The sequence below is a fragment of the Ruegeria sp. HKCCD7221 genome (assembly GCF_013031225.1).
In the GTDB taxonomy this organism is placed as follows: Bacteria; Pseudomonadota; Alphaproteobacteria; order Rhodobacterales; family Rhodobacteraceae; genus Ruegeria.
In genome coordinates this window covers 100879-121840 of sequence record NZ_WPZE01000008.1, presented here as the reverse complement: position 1 = coordinate 121840, position 20962 = coordinate 100879, and the positions used below count along the sequence as shown (strand labels likewise).

21 protein-coding genes and 1 tRNA gene are annotated in these 20962 nt (G+C 52.6%); 16 read left to right on the top strand and 6 right to left on the bottom strand.

Annotated elements, in window-relative coordinates; translation table 11 throughout:
* Nucleotides 1-92: 92 nt before the first annotated feature.
* The 3 genes from GOX73_RS17315 (at nt 93) to GOX73_RS17305 (ending at nt 2642) form a co-directional block, all read left to right on the top strand.
* A complete protein-coding gene (locus GOX73_RS17315; protein WP_170724271.1) occupies nt 93-491 on the top strand; it encodes a MerR family transcriptional regulator in 399 nt (132 codons plus the stop codon).
* Nucleotides 492-600: 109 nt separating this feature from the next.
* Complete coding sequence (locus tag GOX73_RS21060; protein ID WP_170641761.1) at nt 601-1998, top strand: sensor histidine kinase; 1398 nt, start codon at nt 601-603, stop codon at nt 1996-1998.
* Nucleotides 1995-2642: a response regulator transcription factor gene (locus tag GOX73_RS17305; RefSeq protein ID WP_170762969.1), complete on the top strand. Its 648-nt coding sequence runs from the start codon at nt 1995-1997 to the stop codon at nt 2640-2642. Before GOX73_RS21060 ends, GOX73_RS17305 begins: the two co-directional genes overlap by 4 nt.
* Nucleotides 2643-2717: 75 nt before the next feature.
* Here the strand turns inward: GOX73_RS17305 and GOX73_RS20630 are convergent, their stop codons facing one another.
* Both GOX73_RS20630 and GOX73_RS17295 read right to left on the bottom strand, forming a co-directional pair.
* Nucleotides 2718-3563, bottom strand: coding sequence for a hypothetical protein (locus tag GOX73_RS20630; RefSeq protein ID WP_174825704.1), 846 nt, complete (start codon nt 3561-3563; stop codon nt 2718-2720).
* A gap of 158 nt (nt 3564-3721) precedes the next feature.
* Nucleotides 3722-4603: a cation diffusion facilitator family transporter gene (locus GOX73_RS17295; protein WP_171135033.1), complete on the bottom strand. Its 882-nt coding sequence runs from the start codon at nt 4601-4603 to the stop codon at nt 3722-3724.
* Between the two features lie 234 nt (nt 4604-4837).
* On the opposite strand from GOX73_RS17295, the gene GOX73_RS17290 reads away from it, so the two are divergent.
* The gene (locus tag GOX73_RS17290; protein ID WP_170494982.1) at nt 4838-5536 is read left to right on the top strand and encodes a hypothetical protein; all 699 of its coding nucleotides are present in this window, start codon (nt 4838-4840) and stop codon (nt 5534-5536) included.
* Between the two features lie 463 nt (nt 5537-5999).
* Here GOX73_RS17290 and GOX73_RS17285 read toward each other — a convergent pair whose 3' ends face one another.
* Entirely contained in the window at nt 6000-6581 is a 582-nt protein-coding gene (locus GOX73_RS17285) for a TetR-like C-terminal domain-containing protein (RefSeq protein ID WP_171135032.1), read from the bottom strand.
* Between the two features lie 124 nt (nt 6582-6705).
* On the opposite strand from GOX73_RS17285, the gene GOX73_RS17280 reads away from it, so the two are divergent.
* From GOX73_RS17280 to GOX73_RS17250, 7 genes are all read left to right on the top strand, one after another.
* Nucleotides 6706-7296, top strand: a complete 591-nt coding sequence (locus GOX73_RS17280; RefSeq protein ID WP_171135031.1) for a YceI family protein — start codon at nt 6706-6708, stop codon at nt 7294-7296.
* A 53-nt stretch (nt 7297-7349) separates the two neighbouring features.
* Nucleotides 7350-7901, top strand: a complete 552-nt coding sequence (locus tag GOX73_RS17275) for a luciferase family protein (RefSeq protein ID WP_170494991.1) — start codon at nt 7350-7352, stop codon at nt 7899-7901.
* Nucleotides 7902-8110: 209 nt separating this feature from the next.
* The gene (locus GOX73_RS17270) at nt 8111-8446 is read left to right on the top strand and encodes a hypothetical protein (protein ID WP_171135030.1); all 336 of its coding nucleotides are present in this window, start codon (nt 8111-8113) and stop codon (nt 8444-8446) included.
* A gap of 58 nt (nt 8447-8504) precedes the next feature.
* Complete coding sequence (locus tag GOX73_RS17265; RefSeq protein ID WP_171135029.1) at nt 8505-8972, top strand: DUF411 domain-containing protein; 468 nt, start codon at nt 8505-8507, stop codon at nt 8970-8972.
* On the top strand, nt 8972-9436 hold the full coding sequence (locus GOX73_RS17260) for a cytochrome c (RefSeq protein WP_170494997.1): 465 nt from the start codon (nt 8972-8974) through the stop codon (nt 9434-9436). The genes GOX73_RS17265 and GOX73_RS17260 overlap by 1 nt, the downstream gene beginning before the upstream one ends.
* 12 nt (nt 9437-9448) lie before the next feature.
* Complete coding sequence (locus GOX73_RS17255) at nt 9449-9793, top strand: copper resistance CopC family protein (protein WP_254429232.1); 345 nt, start codon at nt 9449-9451, stop codon at nt 9791-9793.
* Nucleotides 9790-10668, top strand: coding sequence for a CopD family protein (locus GOX73_RS17250; RefSeq protein ID WP_171135028.1), 879 nt, complete (start codon nt 9790-9792; stop codon nt 10666-10668). Before GOX73_RS17255 ends, GOX73_RS17250 begins: the two co-directional genes overlap by 4 nt.
* Before the next feature lie 123 nt (nt 10669-10791).
* Here the strand turns inward: GOX73_RS17250 and GOX73_RS17245 are convergent, their stop codons facing one another.
* The 3 genes from GOX73_RS17245 to GOX73_RS17235 all read right to left on the bottom strand — a co-directional run bounded on the left by GOX73_RS17245 (nt 10792) and on the right by GOX73_RS17235 (nt 14779).
* A complete protein-coding gene (locus tag GOX73_RS17245) occupies nt 10792-11733 on the bottom strand; it encodes a TniB family NTP-binding protein (protein WP_171135027.1) in 942 nt (313 codons plus the stop codon).
* Entirely contained in the window at nt 11730-13934 is a 2205-nt protein-coding gene (locus GOX73_RS17240) for a DDE-type integrase/transposase/recombinase (protein WP_171135026.1), read from the bottom strand. Before GOX73_RS17240 ends, GOX73_RS17245 begins: the two co-directional genes overlap by 4 nt.
* Before the next feature lie 98 nt (nt 13935-14032).
* Nucleotides 14033-14779 (bottom strand): hypothetical protein, encoded by a 747-nt coding sequence (locus GOX73_RS17235; protein WP_171135025.1) that lies wholly within the window; start codon nt 14777-14779, stop codon nt 14033-14035.
* A gap of 1471 nt (nt 14780-16250) precedes the next feature.
* Between GOX73_RS17235 and GOX73_RS17230 the strand changes: the two genes are divergently transcribed.
* The 5 genes from GOX73_RS17230 to GOX73_RS17210 all read left to right on the top strand — a co-directional run bounded on the left by GOX73_RS17230 (nt 16251) and on the right by GOX73_RS17210 (nt 20961).
* On the top strand, nt 16251-19160 hold the full coding sequence (locus GOX73_RS17230) for a UvrD-helicase domain-containing protein (RefSeq protein ID WP_254429231.1): 2910 nt from the start codon (nt 16251-16253) through the stop codon (nt 19158-19160).
* A 253-nt stretch (nt 19161-19413) separates the two neighbouring features.
* Nucleotides 19414-19507 (top strand) — tRNA-OTHER (locus tag GOX73_RS17225).
* Nucleotides 19508-19526: 19 nt separating this feature from the next.
* On the top strand, nt 19527-20033 hold the full coding sequence (locus GOX73_RS17220; RefSeq protein WP_171135024.1) for a hypothetical protein: 507 nt from the start codon (nt 19527-19529) through the stop codon (nt 20031-20033).
* Between the two features lie 3 nt (nt 20034-20036).
* On the top strand, nt 20037-20771 hold the full coding sequence (locus tag GOX73_RS17215; RefSeq protein WP_171135023.1) for a hypothetical protein: 735 nt from the start codon (nt 20037-20039) through the stop codon (nt 20769-20771).
* Between the two features lie 40 nt (nt 20772-20811).
* Nucleotides 20812-20961: a hypothetical protein gene (locus GOX73_RS17210; RefSeq protein WP_171135022.1), complete on the top strand. Its 150-nt coding sequence runs from the start codon at nt 20812-20814 to the stop codon at nt 20959-20961.
* The last annotated feature ends 1 nt before the right edge of the window (nt 20962 follow it).

The following is a 20962-nucleotide window of genomic DNA, read 5'->3' as shown; positions in this document are numbered from 1 at the left end:
TCCCTGGGTACTCGATTTGAATGTGTTGAGGCACCGGCATTCAGAGCGTATAACTCCTGTAGTAACTACAGGATCAAGCGGAGGCACTTCACATGATTGCGATAGGAGAGGCTTCTCGGCAAAGCGGGGTTGGAATAGAAACCATCCGCTATTACGAGCGCGAAGGTATCGTACCGAGACCCGCGCGAGCTCTGAACAATCGCCGCCTCTATTCAGCAAGCGATGTTGGAAGACTTCGATTTTTGAAGAAATGCCGCGACCTGGGGTTTCCTCTCTCAGACGCAAAAGCGCTTTTGGAGTTGTCAGAAGGAAGTGCCGAAGACTGCCGATCAGTGAAAGAACTGGCCGAGACACACATTGCCAGCGTTAGAAGCAAGATTGATGAGCTCAGACGTCTGGAGCACGCCTTGAGTGAGCTTACGGCCAATTGTGATAGCGGAAACGTTCAATGCCCGATGCTGCAAAGACTGAGAACGATGGATGATATCTGACTCTGGCCACTGGGTGGAATCAAAGTATCTGAGATTTGGTCAGATCGCGTCAGACCAAGGTCTGTGGTGCGGTAACAGATTGTAGTTCATAGTCGATTTCACGATGAGAGTGAAAGTAACTGACCTGACGATTGGCAATTGGTCGTTGTCGCGAGTGTTTCTTGCGGCCAGCATCGTTGTGATGGGCACTGCTACCGCAATTGTCGGGGTCTGGGTGTCAAATCGAATCCAGAACGCAGTCGTGCAAAACTCCGCCAACTCTGCGGCTCTATATATGGAAAGCGTAGTATCCCCGCTCAGCCAGGAATTGGCTCATGGCGACCGCATTTCTGAGCAGGCGAGCCTGGCGCTGGACGAGATTTTTATGACCCAGCCAATGCGTGACCGCATCGTCTCCTACAAATTCTGGAAGCAAGGCGGTGTGATTGCGCATGCCTCGGATACAGACATCATTGGAAACCGTTTCAATCCAACGGATGACTTAAGGCGGGCGTGGAGCGGTGATATCTCCGGCTCTTTCGAAGAGCTTGATCATGCCGAGAGCGCCGCCGAGGCGGCATTGGGGATACCATTACTTGAAGTTTACAGCCCCATCCGCGAACTCTGGTCCGGCGAAATCATCGCAGTTGCGGAGTTCTACGAAAGAGCCGATCAGCTGGAGATAGATTTGGCCAAGGCCAGGCGAACAAGTTGGTTGGTCGTCGGTTCCGCATTTCTGGCAAGTACTATTGTTCTGTATTCCATCGTCGCAATTGGTGACAAAACAATTCGACGACAGGGGGCTCTTCTTAAACAGCGCCTGACAGAAAGTGAGAGGATGGCCGAGCAGAATGCCCGGCTGCGGTCGCGTGTAGTCGAGGCGTCAGAAAGATATGCTACGCAAACAGATCGGTTCCTCAAGAAACTCGGTGCCGAGCTACATGATGGTCCTGCGCAGTACCTGTCGCTCGCCGCTCTTAGACTGGAGGCGGCGTTTTCCGAAGAGTCCGAAAGGCCTATGGAGGCAGAAGAAATTCAGCAGTCTTTGCAAAAATCTCTTGCTGAGATTCGTGCAATATCGCGAGGGCTGTCCGCGCCAGATATCGACAGCCTGTCATTCGTCGATGTTGTAAAGAGAGCCGTAGAGGATCATGCCGAACACAGCCCGTTGCGACCAGATATTTCATTCCAAGGTAGCCAGGCCCCAGAGTTGTCATTGTCGGACAAGCTGTGCGTTTTTCGGTTCCTTCAGGAAACGCTTTCCAATGCCGCAAGATATGCTCCAGCTTCCAAGTGCACGGTTATCTCTGAGGCGCAGAACGACCGCATAGTTGTAAAGGTCAAAGACGACGGACCTGGATTTGACAGGTCAGAAGAAACCGCGTTGCGAGACGATGGTGGCCAGGGGCTTATGGGCTTGCGAGATCGGGTCGAGAGTATTGGTGGCAAGTTCGAAGTCGTATCGAGACCGGGCGAAGGCACCACCATTGCTATGACACTCTTTCCCAGAAAGTTAGGCACATCATGACTACATCCGTCGTAATAGCTGATGATCACCCGATATTTAGGGATGGTTTGCAACGCACGTTAGATGAAGCTGATGGTTTCGAAGTTTTGGCCGCTGGGTCCAACGCTGAAGAGGCAGTATCGCTGGTCGGCACGCATCAGCCGGACATAGCTATTCTTGACCTTTCTATGCCCGGCGGTGGAATAAATGCGACACGTAAAATTGCGGCAATGGCAAATCCACCCGTCATTGCAATCTTGACGGTCTCAGAGAACAGCAGCGATGTCGCGGACGCCTTAGAGGCGGGCGCGATTGGGTACATTGTGAAGGGAGTAACCGCGAGCGAATTGACCGCTTCCCTACGCAGCATCGCCGCAGGTGAAGGGTTCGTTTCTCCGGGCTTGGCCTCGCGAGTATTGCTGCAAATCAATGCTGACAGCGGCATGTCTATAAACAGCAGCATTCTCGATGACCTTACGCATCGTGAGGAAGAAATACTGAGACGTGTAGCCAAAGGACTGAGTAATCGTGAAATCGCTGACGAGTTAGACCTTCAGGAAAAGACCGTGAAGCACTACATGACGGCAATCCTGTCCAAGCTTCATGCGCGAAATCGGGTAGAGGCCGCGCTCATTGCCCATGATGTTTGGAACAAGGGAGATTAACAGCGGTCTCTTTATCGACGATGGCGGCCCCTCTCTATGAGAAGCCGCCAACAGATTATCGACTGGTGTTGCTGTTCAATTGGCAACCGATTGTAACCTCTGGCGATCAGAGGCCGTTGCATTTCTCTCAACAACAGTCCGGTTGTACGGGTCTTTCAACTCGTAGCGCCCAAACTCGATCTCCTCTTTCCACCCATTGGCATAGTTTACTTCGATATTGTTGCCCTGGCGTTCGATTTTCGTGGGCCGACTTCCAGTAGTGCCGCCTTGCCCAGAAGAACGCACGCTGTCGATTGAGATACCATTCGCCAAAGACCGAAGCCTTGAGACGTCAGCACCGGTCGCAGGGCGCTCCTCAACAGTTCGGTTCTGCGCATTCTTTCTCTCATACCGCCCGTTTTCGATCTCCTCCTTGGTTCCGTCGGCGTAACGTACTTCAATGCCATTAGCGTTTGTTTCGACCTTTGTTACCCCAGCCGAACGCGACGGTTTGCCCCCTGCTTGAGACCGGTCCTTCTTTCCGCTGCCTCTATTGGAGCGTTTCGAGTCGTCATCGTCATCGTCATCGTCGCGACCACTTTTGCCTGACCCTGAATTGTCGTCACGATCATCATCTCGGTCGTCGTCGCGATCATCGTCTCTATCGTCATCACGATCATCGTCCCGGTCACCACCACGGCCGCTACTACCCGACCCCGAGTTGTCGTCCCGATCATCATCTCTGTCGTCGTCACGATCATCATCCCGATCATCGTCGCGACCATCCCCGTCTTTCCCCTTGCCGCTCTTGGCAAAGGCATATGACGGTTCAAAATGTAAGCGACCATCGGCATCGAACGCTGGCACATAAGGCGTCGCCGCAATCAACGAAGCCAACGCCGCTGTACTAAGAAGTTGACCCAGCTTTCTTTGAATTTTCATTTTCGCCTCCAATTCTGATCATCACGCGTCGTGACATTGAAGACAGGTTACTTCTGGTTCGGCTTTCCCACATCGGGCTTAGGTCTGACGAATTTCAAGCCGAACGTCTTAGTCAGATCAGTCATACTAATAGAGTTTTGCTGACCCATTTGACCAGTTTAGTGGGAATAAACCCCGTCACCCCTCAACTCGTCATCAGGTTCGAGGTGAATGACAAAGACGGAACCCGGATACAAACGATCCAATTCTTCCTCGATGTCATTGCAAATATCATGCGCCGCGCTGACTGGCATTGTGCCGTCCACAACAAGATGAAACTCCACGAAGATGACATTCGCGGATCTGCGCCCTTTGAGGTCGTGATACTCTAAGGCTGTGCCGAGGTTTGCTTCGATTGCATTAGAAACAGTCTGCAAGTCATGTTCCGACAGGCTCACATCCATCAGGCCATCGATGGACGACCGAATAACTTTCCAACCCTCCCACAAGATGTTCAGTGCAACGAGAATTGCCAGAATCGGATCGAGGATCAGCCAGCCGGTGACAAGCGCCAGTATCAGACCTGCAATGACACCAACTGAAGTCATGACATCTGTAAAAATGTGCCGGGAGCTTGCCTCCAATGCAGGCGAACCCTCGCGCCTGCCGATTTTGAGCAATAGGTAAGCCCATGCGCCATTCACACCCGTTGCAATAACATTGACGACGATTCCAAGCAGCGGTGCATCCTCAAGATGCGGGTTTGGGAGCGCCAGCACAGCTTCTCTGATGATCAAGAACGCCGCCAGCACAATCAGTACGCCCTCGACGACGGCAGAAAGATACTCGGCTTTTTTGTGACCAAAGGGGTGGTTTTCATCAGGGGGTTTATTGGCAACCCGAACTGCGAAGTATGCCAGCAACGCCGCAACGACATTCACGGTAGATTCCATTGCGTCCGACAGCAATGCCACCGAGCCTGTCAGCCACCAAGCCAACAGTTTTAGAGCCAGTACCGCAATGGATATCGGAATGGACCAAAGAGCGATTTTTTGTGTCATTCCGTCACGACCCTTAGTCAATCGTTACAAATGATCCTGGGAACAGGTGAGCGCCCGTACTTAACACGTAAGACAGGAGTTGGGTAATAATGAATAGGGCCACAGGGTCGGTCATGCACGACCGGCTGTAGTGAATGGCTCCAGCACCATAGTGTCATACATCCGTTGCTTGGATGGACCTGATGGTTACATAGAGCTAGCATCTGTGATCAAACAGTACGAAGGGAGACACACATGTCGAAGTTCACCAACAGAAAAACTGCTCATGGGGTTGTTGCACTCGTAATCTGCTGTATCGCTGCGACTGCACACGCGCAATCGGCAGGCGAGGAGATGTCGTTTTTCATCACTAGTGTGGGCAAGGGGGACGGTGCAAATCTAGGCGGCCTCGAAGGCGCCGATGCTCATTGCAATGCGCTTGCTTCCGCGACCGGTTCTACCAAGACTTTTGCGGCCTATCTGAGCACCTCAATGTCCATTGATCGCAGCACCGACCCAATGACAATCACCAATGGCGTTTCTGCTCGCGACCGGATCGGATCGGGTCCGTGGTACAATGCCAACGGAGAGCTCATCGCCAACAACGTTGAGGACCTGCACAGCAACAGCGTGAACATTAATCTACAGACCGCGCTCGACGAAAATGGTAACCCTGTCAATGGGCGTGGCAGTCAGCCAAACAAACACGACATTCTGACCGGCTCCGATTCCGCGGGATACTTCTCGACGGCAGGAGGCGACACAACATGCAGTAACTGGACTTCGAATAGTGAAGATGGATCTGCGATTGTCGGGCACCATGATCGTGTAGGTCTCAACGATGCTCGAAACATGATATCCTGGAACTCATCGCACGGCTCGCGCGGTTGCGGAGAGGAACATCTGCCACGTTCAGGCGGGGCAGGTCTGTTTTATTGCTTTGCAACGGACTAATCGGGCAGCATTGGTACGCGTGACGCCCGCATTGAACCTGACATTACCAAGTCAGTTTGGGGGATCGCGTTTTGGAAGCGGTTTTTGGGCGGAAATAGTCTAGATGCCGCTTCGTTGCGAGTTTACTAAATTGCAATGCTTGGGTGAGAAGGTTCAGTTTGGGCTGCTTCAAGTCACTTATTTGCAAGTCAGCGAAAGGCGCATCCGAGGAGGATACTGGACATTGCAATGTTTGGCCGGTTCCCGAAAGTCGACATTGCCGTGGGCGACACTGAACTCAAAGGTGTTCATGTTGCATTGTGAATTAGCGGCAGCGACAAATCAGGGTGCAGTCGTCAACGTTGTGGGGAACGCTTCGAATTGACCCTGCGACGTGCTGATGTCAAGCGGCAAACGTAGTCATACTGCGATCTTGGAAACTGTTATGTTTATTGGCCGCTTCGTTTGCAATTTCAGGCGATTCTCACCGTCCAGGATTGGATTTCGCGATACTGCAAAGCAGATCAACATGTCGATCCAACCAATCCTCGTCCAGTGCCTCGTAACGAATGAGCTTGCGGAAATAAGGTGCCGCGATTGCCAGTTCTATGAGCTGGTCAACCGGAACGTCGGCGGTGATCTCACCACGATCTATTGCTGCTGCAAATACTGCTTCAACACTTGCGAACCTGTCTTTCATGAATTCAGTGATCACCAACCGCGCTTCTTCGTCGGTGGACGCAGCAGCGACCACCTGAGGCGCGATTTGGCCCCACGGTGTGTCATTCAAGGCTCCCATCAGTACACCGAGTAACCAGCGCAAGTCAGATCGCAGCGGCCCATCGGTTTTGGGTGGTATGTTCGGCGGTGTTGCGATGCGCCGGAATGCTGCATCACGCAGACTGCGCGCATCTGGCCAGTGCCTGTAAAGTGTACTGCGCGAAATGCGCGTTGCCTTTGATACTGCGCCATGAGTTACGTGCAGCACGCCTTCATCCATCAGTATCCTTTGCGCAGCATCAAGCGCGGCCTGCCGTGTGGCGATCAGCCTGGGATCTTCTTTCAATCACTCCTCCTATAGAACATTTTGTTGCATAGTAGAACATTTTGTCCTAAAAGTATGGTCGGCCAAAACCTAAATCCCAAAACTCAATTCCACAAACACGTCTTGTCAAAATGGGAGCGTATCAATGTTCAAAGTGGCAGCAACCCCGCTGGCGGTACTCTTATCGATGGGCGCGACAACCGCATTGTCCGAGAGTGGCACCTACGAGCTGGATCCTGGGCACAGCCAGGTATTGTTCAGCTACGACCACATCGGGTTCTCAGAAACGTTTGGAATGTTCTCAGGTTTTAGCGGCGAGATAGAGTTCAGCGAAGATGATCCGTCTGCGTCATCTGTCACGGTGTCTATGCCTGTAAAATCCATGATCACGGGCTGGGATGCCCGTCTGCAACACTTCATGTCCGATGACTTTTTCAGCGCGAGTGACGGTGATGTGGTCACATTCGCCTCAACCAGCATTGAAGTGACCGGGGACAATAGCGCGAATATTTCTGGCGACCTGACCATGAATGGCGTCACCAAACCTGTTGTTCTGGAAACAACGCTTAACAAGTCAGCGCCATACCCGTTTGGCGAAAAGGAGGGCACGCCGACCTTGGGGCTGGAAGCCACGGCGACTATCGTGCGGTCTGAATTCGGACTTGGGGCGTTTGCACCAGCGGTGAGCGACGAGATAGAGCTCTTAATCAATATCGAAGCGTTAAAGGCTGAGTGAAGTGTGCAAGGGCACCGATACGGTGCTCAGCACTCAATCTTTTTGATTGGCGGATGGTCAACACGATGAATGTACACATGAGAACATTGACGGTTGCCGTGACGGTAGTGGCATTGATGTGCTCGATGGCGTCCGCGCAAGAGCGCTCCTTGCCGGAGCGCTCCTCGCCCCGTCCCGAAACAACAAGCGGCGTACCGCATACTCAAATTGGTGTCGAAATTAATGCCGATTTGGCCCAGCTATTGCTGGAGCGAGTTGCGCAATTCCCAGGGGTCACGCTTGGCCCAACACGCATATCGCTTCCTGGCGCGACTGGTTTTCAGCTTGATCCCGACATGTTGTTGTCTCAACCGAACTCTATCGTCGGTGGGTTTGAGTTTGCGCATATGCATCCTGATGGCAGCTTGCACGCCTCGCTCGACCCGGCAATGGCGCGGCGGGCAATTGAGGCCGGCTGGGCCGTAGCGCACCCTTGGGCCGATCAACGCCCTGGGTGGAGCGGCTTTGTCATGATCTATACTCCGACCACACCAGAAGAGCTGGATGTCGTCATCGATCTGGTGGAAAGTTCGTACACCTTCATCACCGGCAACACCTTGGGCTAAACGCCTACCTGCTGATCTTACCGTTGCTGACTAACACGCAGGTCAGTCAAAATTCAGTTTTACCGGAATTTCAGATGATTCATGTACCACCGCTCTAGACGGGCCGGATCCAGAGATGTGGGGCAACTTCAATGGATGCAACTAGGATCGTTTGCTTCGGCACATCCTCGTAACTTGTCAAAACTATATACCCCCAGTAGATATTTGGTATGTTTCGCTTGATCCTGTCGATACTTCTTGTTGTTGCATTCTCTGGCGCATCCGCAGCGTCGGTGAAGCATGGCTTGATCCATGGATCGGATCATTCTGGTCATCATGCTCAAGTGGCGGACGACGATCCGTTGGCTAATGCCGAGAAAGCTGTTGCGGATTGTTGCGACACCACCAGCGGCATGGGTTCAGCATCCTGTTTTGGTGATCTTGTCGCCACGGTGGGGATTTCGCCGATTGCTCCATTGGTGATCACAGTTGGTGGTGTGACGCACGCTGCTTCCGATTTTTCGGGCCTCGCACTGAGCGTCCCCACCGGTCCTCCGAAAGCCTGAACGGCAACGGGCGCCCGCCCGCAATCCGTTCAATTTTCACATCAAAGGACCGACAGACATGATCACACGTCGTCACTTCACCACACTGTCTGCAACTGCTTTCATCGCGACCGCTCTCCCCGTCCGTGCAGGCACTCCAATGCACGTGCTCAGCTCACCAGGTTGCGGATGTTGTCACGCCTGGGCCGACTTGGCTCGCGCACGTGGCTACGCCGTAACCGTTGAGGATCTGACCGACCCTGAGGCACAGAAGTCAGCGCGGGGTATCCCGCTGAACCTCGCATCCTGTCACACCGTTGAAGCCGATGGTTATGTCTTCGAAGGCCATGTGCCGTTCGAAGCACTGGAAGCCGTGTTGAGGGATCGGCCTGGCATCACAGGGCTAGCTGTTCCTGGCATGCCAATGGGCTCTCCAGGTATGGGCGACGATGCGTCCGCCCGCTACGACGTCGTTGCATTTGGGGGAGAGGCTGGGACCGGAACGGTGTACTACCGCGCGGGCACAGCTCAGCCGTTCGACACCTGATGGTAGTGCGCACAACACTCTTGGTTACCGGTGGGCTTGCGCTCGCCGGTTTCACCGTAGCGTTCGTTCTGGCCCAAGCCTCGGAAGCGGTCGGTCTTTTAACACCTGATGACGCGGAAGTTGTCGCCACTGGCCAAGATATTTACGCGGCACAATGTGCTGCCTGCCACGGTGAGAACCTTGAAGGACAGCCAAACTGGCGGATACGCGGCGAGGATGGTTTGCTACCAGCACCGCCGCATGATGCCAAAGGGCATACGTGGCACCACGATGATGAAACACTCTTCACCTTGACCAAATTTGGCCTGGCCGGACTGATGGAAAATGCGCCCCCAACCAGTATGCCGGTCTATGAAGGTGTGCTCAGCGATGACGAAATCATAGCGGTCCTTTCTTTTATCAAGTCAACCTGGCCCAATGATCTTCGTGAGTACCACGACGAGCTGAATGCCCAGTCCGAATAGGGGATAACTCAGATGATCAAACAAACTCTTATCGGCTTGGTCGTAGTAATGGCTCCAATACTTGCGGCCGCGCATTCCAAGTCCGAAGAAACGACACCGGCTGACGGCGCGACTGTCACGGACGTGCCGGAGCTTTCCATGCGGTTCGATGATCCGATGCGCATCATCTCGGTCACGCTGACCTCACCCGATGGCGATGTCGAAATTGACCGCGAAACGGGTATGGATCCCGCCACAGAATTCCGGGCTATGCCTTTGGAGGAGCTTGCACCCGGGAGCTACCGCTTCGACTGGCGAGGTATGGCTTCAGACGGCCACCCGATGCAGGGCAGCTTTTCTTTCACGGTCGCTGAGTGACCGGACTGGCCCCCATTGACGGTGTTGTCGTCTTGGCCATTTTGGCGAAAGCACTTGGCTACGGTGCGGCGCTGCTGGCGATGGGCAGCGTCCTGTTCACCGTTCTCTTTGCCACGCGCGCCGAGGCGACCGTTTTGCGCCTCGCACGTCACCTCGCGGTCGGTGCGGCGCTTCTCGGTCTCGCCGTTCTGGCTTTGCGTTTCGGCATCAGAGCGGCGCGGATATCCGGAATGGGCTTTGAGGGCGCGACGGACCCAATGATGCTTGGCTTTGTCTGGGACAGTCCACTTGGCACCGCCGCGATTTGGCAAGGAATGGGTGAACTCGCGATACTGGCAATTCTGCTCCCGCGCGTCGGGCGGTGGATCGCTTTGGCGGGCAGCCTTGCCATAGCGATTTCCTTTGCTCAGGTGGGACACTCGCTCGGAGAGCCCAGGGCGGCTCTCGCAATCTTGCTGGTTCTGCATTTACTGGCTGCCGCGTTTTGGGTCGGTGCTCTCCTGCCTTTGCGCAAAGCGGCGCTCACTCCAACTGGGGCCGATCTACTGCACCACTTTGGCAATGTCGCTGCTTACGGAGTTGCCGTCCTGATTGTTGCGGGCGCGGCACTCGCATGGCTGCTTTCGGGCTCACTGGCCGCCTTGTTCGGAACGGCCTATGGATTGGTGCTTTTGGTCAAGGTCGTGATCGTTTCCGCCCTTCTTGGCATCGCGGCGCTGAACAAGTTGAAACTCGTTCCGGCTCTCAGGGCTGAGAAGCGTGGTGCGACTATCGCGCTCCGTCGGTCGATTTCGATGGAGATGATGGCTGTTGTCCTGATCCTGCTTGCAACGGCGACGCTAACCAGTGTGACGACACCTCCCATCAATCTCTGACGCCTTTTGGTCCAAATCCGGAAACGCAAAGCCTTGTTGCGAGTGTCCGTTAAGGGCTGCGACCCGCCGAATGCAAGAGCAGCATGCCTTCCAATTAGCAGACTTGTTTTAATCAGATACAGACTATTCGCTCAATTTGAGCATTCTCTGGGCATCGAATGCCTCGACATAATCTGGCTCCGTGAACGGAGAATACTGCTTTGTCGTGCCTGTACGTAGTGCAAACTGTTCAGCGAAGTCTTCCAGCTTGAGTTCGCTTTTACCCTCTAGTTTTGCTTTGGTGAGGGTGTCAATCAACAGTTCGATGACAAGGCCCCATCGATGAGCACAAGCAAAGTCCAGTCGACTTAGAAAGTCCATCGTTACCAGTTGGAAGATGTCAATTTCCGCTTCGTCCGCGTAGGCGAACAAAAGCTCGCGAAGTTCATCTTTATCACGCTTAAGTCTGATTTCATCGAAGTGAACGGGGTCCACAAGCGCGTCGAGTTGTTCGTAGGAGCGTACGTATTCGAACAATGTGGGCACCCCGGAAAGGATCAACATCAAGGGCCAGCGGGGCTCTTTCATCATGGATTTGAAGCTGTCCAGAAATACCGCGTTCGATTTCGCGCCGGCAGCAAACACGTGCTGGCATTCATCGTAGTGGATGCCCACAACGCCCTGGCCCTGAGCTTGATCCAACACTCGCTCCCAGATGTATTCTTGTGTACGAGCCCTTTGGACCTCATACCCTAGCGCTGAGAGCGTTTTGACGCCAAGGTCTTTGAAGCTCACACGACCAGAAAGAACGCAACTGACGATTTTCGCAGGTCTACCGTCGGGCATCTGTGTCTTGCTCGCATTGAAGTCGCCAATCAGCTTCTTTAGCTCTCGGGATTTCCCGACTCTCGAGTTGCCGGTGACCACCAGGCCACGCGCCTCCACGCAATCATTCTTTTGGCTGATGAATTGGTATTCTAGGCACTTGGTGAACGCGGTCTTCAGTTCTTCCGCGCGAGGGAAGACAAGGTGATTTCTTTTCAATTGATCTACAATTTTGAACCTGTCTGGGTTGATAAAGCTCACGCGAATTTTCCTTTCTTCTTGGGCCGACCCATAGGACGGTTCTTGTCGTTCTTTGATGTCAGTTTTGTTTTCTCGGTGGCCGCAGCGTCTTGAGGCGTGTCGGCCGCTTTGTGAGTGATCCGACCTGGCACTGAGGCATCCAATCCGGGGGCATCACCGGTCACTTTCGCCCTCAGGCCGCTACCCAAGGAAAACTCCTCCGGATTGTCGGTTCCTGCACTGATTTCGCCGGATTGGAGTGTTGGAGCCTTCCTTGGTGAGGGAACTACGCGAGCACCGCTAAACATTCGTTCGCCCATCGCTTTCAACTCTTCGATTGTCGAGTAACTCCTGGAAAGACCGTGCTCGACACCGATCTTATTAAGTTCGGCGTAGAACTTCTTTCTCGTCGCGATAATGCGATCCTCATAAATCTCAGAAACGTCCGGATTCTCCCTGCGGTGGGCTTGAAGCAACTCGAATACTTCAGACAGCGTCAGATCTGCGAACGCTGTAATTTGGAGACGAAGCCGAAACACTTGCCCTTCATTGGGGATAACGGCAGTGGCATGCGTAAGGTTATCCGGGTCAATGAAAACCGAGACCTTTGTTTTGGGATGGCGGTCAACAGCGCGCTGAAACTCATCCGAGTTGTACCAGATGCCGGAAAAAGCCCTTACCCCCTCATCGGTGGGCGTGAGCGATTGCTTCAATCCCAGATGAATACGACGCGTGTCTTCATCGATTGGATGAAACAAACCGCGAGTTTCGTTGAGTTCTTTGAGGACCTCTGCGGGCCTGCGGCCGCCCATGCCAATCCCCATGTGGCGCCGCGAAGGGTATTCATCGATAAAATAGCGGGTCAAGATGCCGTACAACTCTTCGGTGACCAACACCCCGTTTGCGTTTGCATCGTATGAAGGCAGCTCGCCTGGCCTTCTGCCGGTATAGCCGTGGATCAGTTTAATGACTTGGGACTCAAGCGTGCCGAAGCTTCGCTCCACATTGGTCCTGTCCGTCGAGGCATAGGTTCTACCTACGACGTATCTAGATCCCAATCCCAGGGCCGCGCCAATCACGACCTTATTTCGCAGACCGGAACCATTGTCCGACATGATGCTCCCAATGCCCATGGCCGGAGCAGGGTCTCCTTGGCAACCGTACTTGATTTTTTCGCGGGTCTTGTCACGTGTTGCCATTCTCAAAAGAGCAAGTGTGGCCTCCGCTTTTGGTTTGTCGCTCAACACCCAAGCCAGCGGCATACTCGAAGCAACGTCGATCATGAGCAACAGGTGCAAGCGTTGTTGAACGAACTCGTCAATTTTCTCCAGCGCCATCCTGTCTTCGTCAGACAAGCGCTCCCAGAAACCTCGTTCTTTTGCTGTAGTGATCAGCGAAAGCTTGCACTCATCAATGTACGCCATTTCGCCAACCAGAAGTGCGCGGATGTCCGTACTTCCACGGCCGCGTTTGTTGCGGGTGTAGTTTTCACCTTTCATCGCAACCATCACTTCAGTCGGCAAAAGGAGATAGTCTCGATGTGCTTTGAGGGTTTTTTGAGAAGGGAGAGGGAGTTCTTTGAGCTTATTGCTTCTGCGTAGCTTGTTTTCGTCATGAATAAGCGTGGCGAGATAGTCCCATACGTTGGCTACACTGAGGCCCTTTGAGTCGAGCCCAAAGGTGTCCCATGCTTGGGTCATGAGTTGTTTGACGGGTTCGTCAATTCTCGGACTGCGATTCCCTTTCTGGTGTTCGCGTGTAGCGAGGAGCGCGATGAGATCGTCCTCAGATCCTGCTGAGTCAAAAATCTTCAGATATTTCCGCAGTGTGCGACCGTCGTAAAGAACCCAATCAGTGTTTTGGCCACCTCGAGACTTTGTGGTCCGAACAGTATTCTGGAAGTGCTTGCTGGCTACTTTGGCGATATACTTACGGTTCTCTGGCTCGTCCAAATCTCGAATTTTAAGCTGGTAGTTAAAGTTTCCTGTATTTTTTCTGATCTCCCGACGCAGCTCGGCCGAGGCAACGCTAATTGCGTAGTGAAACTCACCGTTCTTTTTTGACCTTGCCGAAAACTGCTCCGCGACTTGGCGGCCACCCTGCCGAAGCGAGACAACGTTTGTTGCGAAACCGCCATCGGAGATGTCGATTTCCGATTTTTTCAAAAGCTCTGTGAAGGTTGAAAACGGGATAATACCAACTTCCCCGGTCTCACTGTCCATCAACTCGTATCCTTCTTGTGTCTTCCCAAGAAGTTCCGAGGTTCCGGTCCCGAGCGACACACGAGTACCGGGAGCGTAATTGTACCGAGCGTGGAGAGTCATGGCGCCACCTCGACCCGGGATGTTTCCAAGAAGACGTTGTTAAGATCGGCAAGCATCTGACGGCGGGCTACAAGGCGATAGCAGGCACGAAAGATCCGCTTTTGGGGCAAGTCCACATGAGGGAAAAGGTCTTTCATTTGCCAGAGTTCGCTCAAGCTGCGAGCTGTGGCGATCACAAGATCATCTGCCTCAGGGTCGGGATCCTGGAGGAATGCATGCATTCTGAAGAGGTTTTCTCGTTTTTGCCTTGGGAAATCCAACGCGTTGACGACTTTGAGATCGTTGGCCGCATTTCGAGGTGTCATCTCTTCAATAGCTCGGATTTCACGCTGTGTTTTTGGTTTTCCCAGACTTGCATCATTCCGGACGAACAAGAGGCGACGATAGCCGTTGTTAAAAGTAATCAGGAGATCGTGTGTGTACTGCCTCCGCTTTCCATCGAGCTGATAATGGACCGTGAGCGGTTGAAAGCTCACGTCGTGCACGTTTGGTGTGATCAGGGCATCGAGGGCGACGGCCGCTTCGGCTGCGCTCTCACAAATTGCAACTTTTGGTTTCCAATCGTTTGCGGGCGTCTGGTAGGGGAACCAAACTTTGTGTGAGGTTGCACTGCGCGCGCCGGGGTTCCTTACGCCGTCAAAGGGCAAGACACCGTGAATATCCCCGAGTTTAATGTTTGGAGCTTTAGGTGTTTTGTGTGGCGAGTAGTTCCACGAATCGTGGTCGGTTACGTCGTGAGTCATGGGATCTTCAGTATCCTCATAGCGTCCGAGGGAACCAAAGAGACAATCCCTCTTCGGACTCGGAAATCAAATAAATGCCTGAAACAAACGGTTTTCCCGCTGGGATCAGGCGCCTATTCGAGTGAGGAACCGAGAGCTTAAGTATGCGGTCAGAGCGCAGGCCAAATCGAAGACAATGGCGCTACTGCTCTGGAACAGTTGTGAGTACTTTTGGAAAGACATCTATTAGCCCACCATAAATCAAACGTTTCCATCGGATTTCTTGTCTGACAAAGCGGCTCTAAACGTTGAGCTCTTGCACAAGCATCCCAATGTACCGGAAGTTACGAGACCGGTATTTGAACGCGTTTGTTATGTTGGAACGTGTTTGTCATGGGGAGACATACAAAACCGAAGTCGATGCTGAAATCAAGCCCGTAATTGAAGAAAGAATTCAACTTTTAGTCGACATAACACGCCTGTTGCGGATACGGCACAGCCTTCCAAGTTGGGTTTAACACCAATAGTCATTTTGAATATTTGAAAATGTCAAAACTCGTTCGTTGCCACCACCTCTTGTGGAAGCGGGAGCCCAGTGCGTCTCCCCGGGAATGCGTCCTTGCAGCATCCATGTTTTCGCGAATCACCGACCTGAATTGGTGGCGTTAACGGTCAGATTTGATGCCAAAGCACCATCCGATTGCGTCAGATCCAACTGAAGCTTTTTGTGCGAGGAAGGATTAAATTCTTGGATTTATCCTTGGCAGGCAAGCCCATCTATTCTTGCGACCTGACCGTTGTTGAATTAGGCGAAGCCTAACTCAACAAAACACCAGGCCTTTTTTATTTCTGGTGCTTTCAAAAATCTATTCTTAACAGCGTTTTGTTGAAAAATTTCGCCTAATTTGATAAGCTCAATTGAAGAAGCTCGGTTTGCTTGAACTGGGCAAACCATTGGATTGTCTGGCGCGAGGAGGGCTTGACTATGAATCGAAGTAGAGGCGCTTTCTCGGGTGCCAAATGTAAGCGGCCTGCTTTCTTGCAGGAGCTCTCAGAATGGGCTGGTAAGACCTGCTTTCCGCGGGGTGCCAAAGCAACGTCATCTGGTTGCGTGACAGGCGGAGTTCGAGTTCAGTTTGTTGCAAAAAGCCGTGATGATCTTCCGTGCGAGAACTGGACTATTCAGTACGTTTTCATGAGGAAGACACTTCAATATATATTTGATAAAATGAAATCTAATAATGAACCTTGGCCTAGATCGACCTGGCAAATTGCCTTTCTAGGGCGAGGAAACGACACACGTTAAAGTTGTCAAGAATTTGCCCTGCTTGATCGCCTTGGGTGAAGGTTCTCTAGTTCACCTTGGCTCAGGTTTAGAACTAAATCCATCTTCACTGTAAATCCGTCTTCGTATCTGCCAATATTTGGCTGAACAATTCCACATTTTATGGCTAGCGTGTTGCTAAGCGTTAGTTGAAGAAAAACAGATATTTTGGACCGCGTTAAATCCAAGCCATTGGTTGGCTTAATTCTGAACCCACTTGGGACACATGCAAGTCAACTGTCATTCCACGATCAAGAATTGACAGTTGGTGCGAAGCGCCTTCGACAACTCCATCTCTCAGATCTCGCTGACGCTCCTTCCGTTGAGAAGGGGCTGCTGGGATGTCAGCTTTCAGTTCGAGCCTGTGATGGCAGCGAGTATTTTCTCAAAGGGGCCAAGCACCACGACGCCGTGGCATTTGCCGATGCCGTACGGGCAAAATGGTTGAATTACAACATGGAGCGTTTCGAAGCCGAGGCGCAGACTATTTCTGATTTGTTGCAAACTATTGCTAAACTCTCGGAACCCACATTTTATCCATCTGCGTGCATTTTGTCACCAAAGCTCCAATTAGCGAAAAACCTTGATCAAAGGTTGTTGTCGAGATTGCCTGACGGCTCAATCGATGAGAGCTCAAGGACAGAAGTTGAGACCATTCAGGCCTTCATCCGTGACGCCAGACAGAGAAGAGTTGCGGCTATTTCTAATTTTGAGGAAAAGCAACTTGTTGAGTGGTCAGAGTTCTTTGATACCTTCGAGAGCAACCCTCTGACACCAGAACAACGTAAATCTATAATCGCTGATGAGGATGCTACGCTGGTGCTTGCGGGGGCAGGGTCGGGAAAGACGAGTGTCATCACGGCCAAGGCTGGTTACTTGCTGAAATCTGGAACTCGAAAACCTGAAGAAGTCCTTTTGCTCGCCTTCGCGAGAGACGCGGCGAAAGAAATGTCGGAACGCATCGAAGAAAAATGCGGAGAGCAATTGGAGGCCAGGACTTTTCACTCCTTGGCCTACGACATCATCGGCGCTGTGGAAGGCAGCAAGCCGGCTCTTGCGGCCCACGCGACTGACGACAAAGCGTACCTGGCTCTAATCAGAGACATCCTGCGCGCGCTTGTTCAAACGGCGACGGAGGTCTCTAAGGCCATTGTAGGCTGGTTTTCTTACACCCGTCTCGAAGATAAGAGTGAATGGGACTTTAAGAAGAAGCACGATTATTACACGTATATCGAGAAAGCTGATCTTCGAACTCTACAAGGCGAACAGGTTAAGAGCTTTGAAGAGTTGATGATCGCCAATTGGCTCTTTGAGAATGGTATCGAGTACGAATATGAGCCCAACTACGAGCACAAGGTGTCCGAAGGCGGGTTTCGGGATTATTGCCCTGACTTCAAGCTCACCAAGAGTGGAGTATACATCGAACACTTTGGTGTCCGCCGAAAGCAGGCTGCTGATGGCACTTATCAGTTCACAACTGCTCCATTTGTCGACCAAGAAGAATACCTGGAAAGTATGGAGTGGAAACGGGGTGTCCACGAAGAGCACGAAACCACGCTAATCGAAACATACTCTTATGAGCGCCAAGAGGGTCGCCTGCTAGAAGCTTTGGCTGAGAAAGTCGCCGAATATGAAGAGCTGGCGCCGAGGTCGCCCGAAACACTTTTTGACAGGGTTGTGGAGCTAAAGCAGGCCGACAGTTTCGTTCAGTTGGTTGGGACCTTTCTGCGCCACTACAAGGGTGGTGGATACCATGTTCACGAGTGCTCTGAAAAAGCTGAAAGGCTGAAACTCGGAAGACGCTCGAAGGCATTTCTAACGATCTTTGAACCGGTTTATCAGGAGTACCAAAGACGACTAGATGGGCGGATCGACTTCGAAGACATGATACTGCGTGCTTCCGAATACGCGGAGAGCGGAAAATATGTGAGCCCATTCAGACATATTCTCGTAGACGAGTTTCAGGATATCTCACGCAGCAGAGGAAGATTGGTCAAAGCTCTCAAGGCTCAGCATGCAGACGCACGGATTTTCGCAGTTGGTGACGATTGGCAGTCTATCTACAGATTTGCAGGATCTGACATCAATCTCATGCGGCACTTCGGGGAAGAGTTTGGTGGTGTCTTTGATGGAGAAACAGGTGTGCACCGGACAGTTGACCTCGGGAGGACATTCAGGTCTGTCGATCAAATTGCGCACGCTGCAAAAAGGTTTGTCCTGAAAAACCCAGCTCAGTTAACAAAAACCGTAATCCCGGCTGGAGTTGCTGATGCACCGGCCCTTAGGGTCGTATCGACTTTCCGCCATAATGCGGATCTCAAGCTGACCCAAGTCTTAGGCTCAATACCGCAAAACTTAGACAGCGAGAAAAAGACAACGGTACTGCTGTTGGGCCGTTATAGACACCTTGCTCCGACAGGATTAGCCGGCTTGCGACGCGATTTTCCCCGGCTGGATATCACGTTCAAAACAATTCACTCATCGAAGGGACTGGAGGCTGACCATGTCATTGTCCTCAATCTGTTCAGAGGGCGTACTGGGTTTCCCTCTGAGATTGTTGATGACCCACTTTTAAACATGGTCTCACCTGATGCCGAGCCATTCGAAAACGCGGAAGAGCGACGCGTCATGTATGTCGCCTTGACCAGAGCAAGACAAACCGTGACATTGATGAGCTCCGCATCGATGCAATCCGCTTTTGTTACCGAGCTGCTTGAAGATCCTGAGTACGGCATATTTGGTGAGCGCGAGTTTCAGCAGGAAAACCACATTTGCGGCGAATGCGGTGGACATCTTCTGGCGTTCCCAACCAAAGACGGTCGTTTCTGGTACAGGTGCGAACACGCTGAGCTGTGCGGCTTTACGATCTCTGCTTGCTCATGTTGCGGCACCGGGCTTCCGACTAGAGTCGAAGGTTCCAAACTAATGAAATGTACCTGCGGTGCGGAGTACCCAAGTTGTCCGGCCTGCGAAAACGGATGGTTGGTTGAACGAAAAGGCAGGTATGGCAGTTTCTTGGGGTGCGTTAGCTTTCCCCGTTGCAAAGGAAAAGCGAAGTCAAAAGTGCTTCGGTCCTAAGGGCAGTTTGCGAAAGAAAACAGCCCCAACAACTTCAGCACAAGCGCCGTCACGGTTTCCCAATTGCGAGAAGCCGAATTGAACCCCACAACCTAGGCAGGAAGGTTCCAGGAACTACGCGGTGAATTTCGAAGTGCCGCACACTCCGTCTTGACATCGTGACACGAACTGGTTCAGCTTCAGGTCATGACGTACTCACGCATCCACTGCCATCGAATATCGGCCTGAGGTCGATAACCCACGCGAAATCCGCGGGAGGCAGCATTGGTATGCGGGCGAGGCTTATATCCTTGTAATTGCTCCAGATTAGAGTGCACGAGTCGGTTCGATTCCGACGCCTCCTACCATCCTCAGGAGGAGTCCGACATGGCGGACGACGTTGCGAACGCAATTGATTTCAACGATATCAAGAAATCGGTCGAGGAGAACCTCGGCCGCACACCCGAAGGCTGGTCTGGCTTGGTCACGACGCTCTTCACAGAGGTCAAGGAATATTGCGATCTGAAGGATGCCACCTACCCCTTCATCCTCCAGATCAAAGAGAAACTCGGCGAGCTCTGCATCTACCACAGGTGTGATGATCGACACATCCAGTCGATGATCACCGCCACAATTGCACGAGCAAACCGTACCTGTGAGCGATGCTCAAACGCTGCTGAGACCCAACTTCTCGACGGTTGGTACACGACCCTGTGCTGCTGGTGCGCGCATGACGTCGCGAGCAAGCGCCACCCCGAAAGGAAGAGGCTTTTTGGTGTTCCGAAAAAGTCTGTTCGAGATCGAATGACCTGCTCAGTTTGTGGATATTTCGGTCAGATCGACCGATCTGATGACCGCGGACGCTGTCCTGCATGTGTGACGAAAGGGTGGTGAGTGATGCTCAAAATCGTTGTCTACGCAAACGAAAGAGAGATCGCCCGGGCACATGCTGGAAACGTCAGCGATGACACCGATGGTCTCTGCGACTACGAAGTGCGCGTGAACGAACGAGAGTCCGAGCAGCTCAGTATCGAAGAGAAAGCAGTACGCTTCGATATCTCGCAGCATAATCGCAGGCAGACGGTGTGGGCACTCATTGAGAAGATCGCCGCCACGTGGCTGGAGAAAACCGGTGCGCGAGAGCCCCGCGCTAAGGCTGACGACGTGACGCGCGCATTCCTGAAGCTGAAGAAGGCCAAATTTCTCGCCGGACAAGCATCGCTGTCAGATCCGGTTGGCGCAGAGGAGTTCGACGCGCTCGCTGCTGACGTCGAGATTGATCCACTGACCAGGGCGCTTTTGGCATTGCAAGAGGCAAGGATCGCACTTGGCCGGGCAAAACTATCTGATCCGATTTCCGCAGATGAGATCAGAGCGCGCAAGGTACATGAAGGTAGTGACAACGAATTGCTATCGCAGATTCGGACGAGCATTCGCGAATTGGATGAGCGCATCGCTAGTGAAGTGAATGGTGAGGACCAGGGCGAGGACGAGCATACAGATCCAGCCATAGAAGCTTTCCTTGAGCTTTTGGAAAAGGACATCGCAGCAGGCAATCTTGCTGGAGACCTAGCCGAGCAAATTGCAGCGCAAAAACGTCGATTGGGTGACGATGATGGCCAGGACGATTGAACCAATTTTCGCGAAAACTGAAGATCCGAGGCTCCTTAAAGTGACGTTTGCGGTTCACGACAGTGAAAGCAGTGTTGTGGTCCCAATCTCGCCTGCCGATTTCGAAGGTATCGAAGATCTGACGGACGAAGAAATCAGGCGTGTTGTTCATGAGAAAGCTGACGCGCTGGCGCAGCTGAAGGATGAGTAGT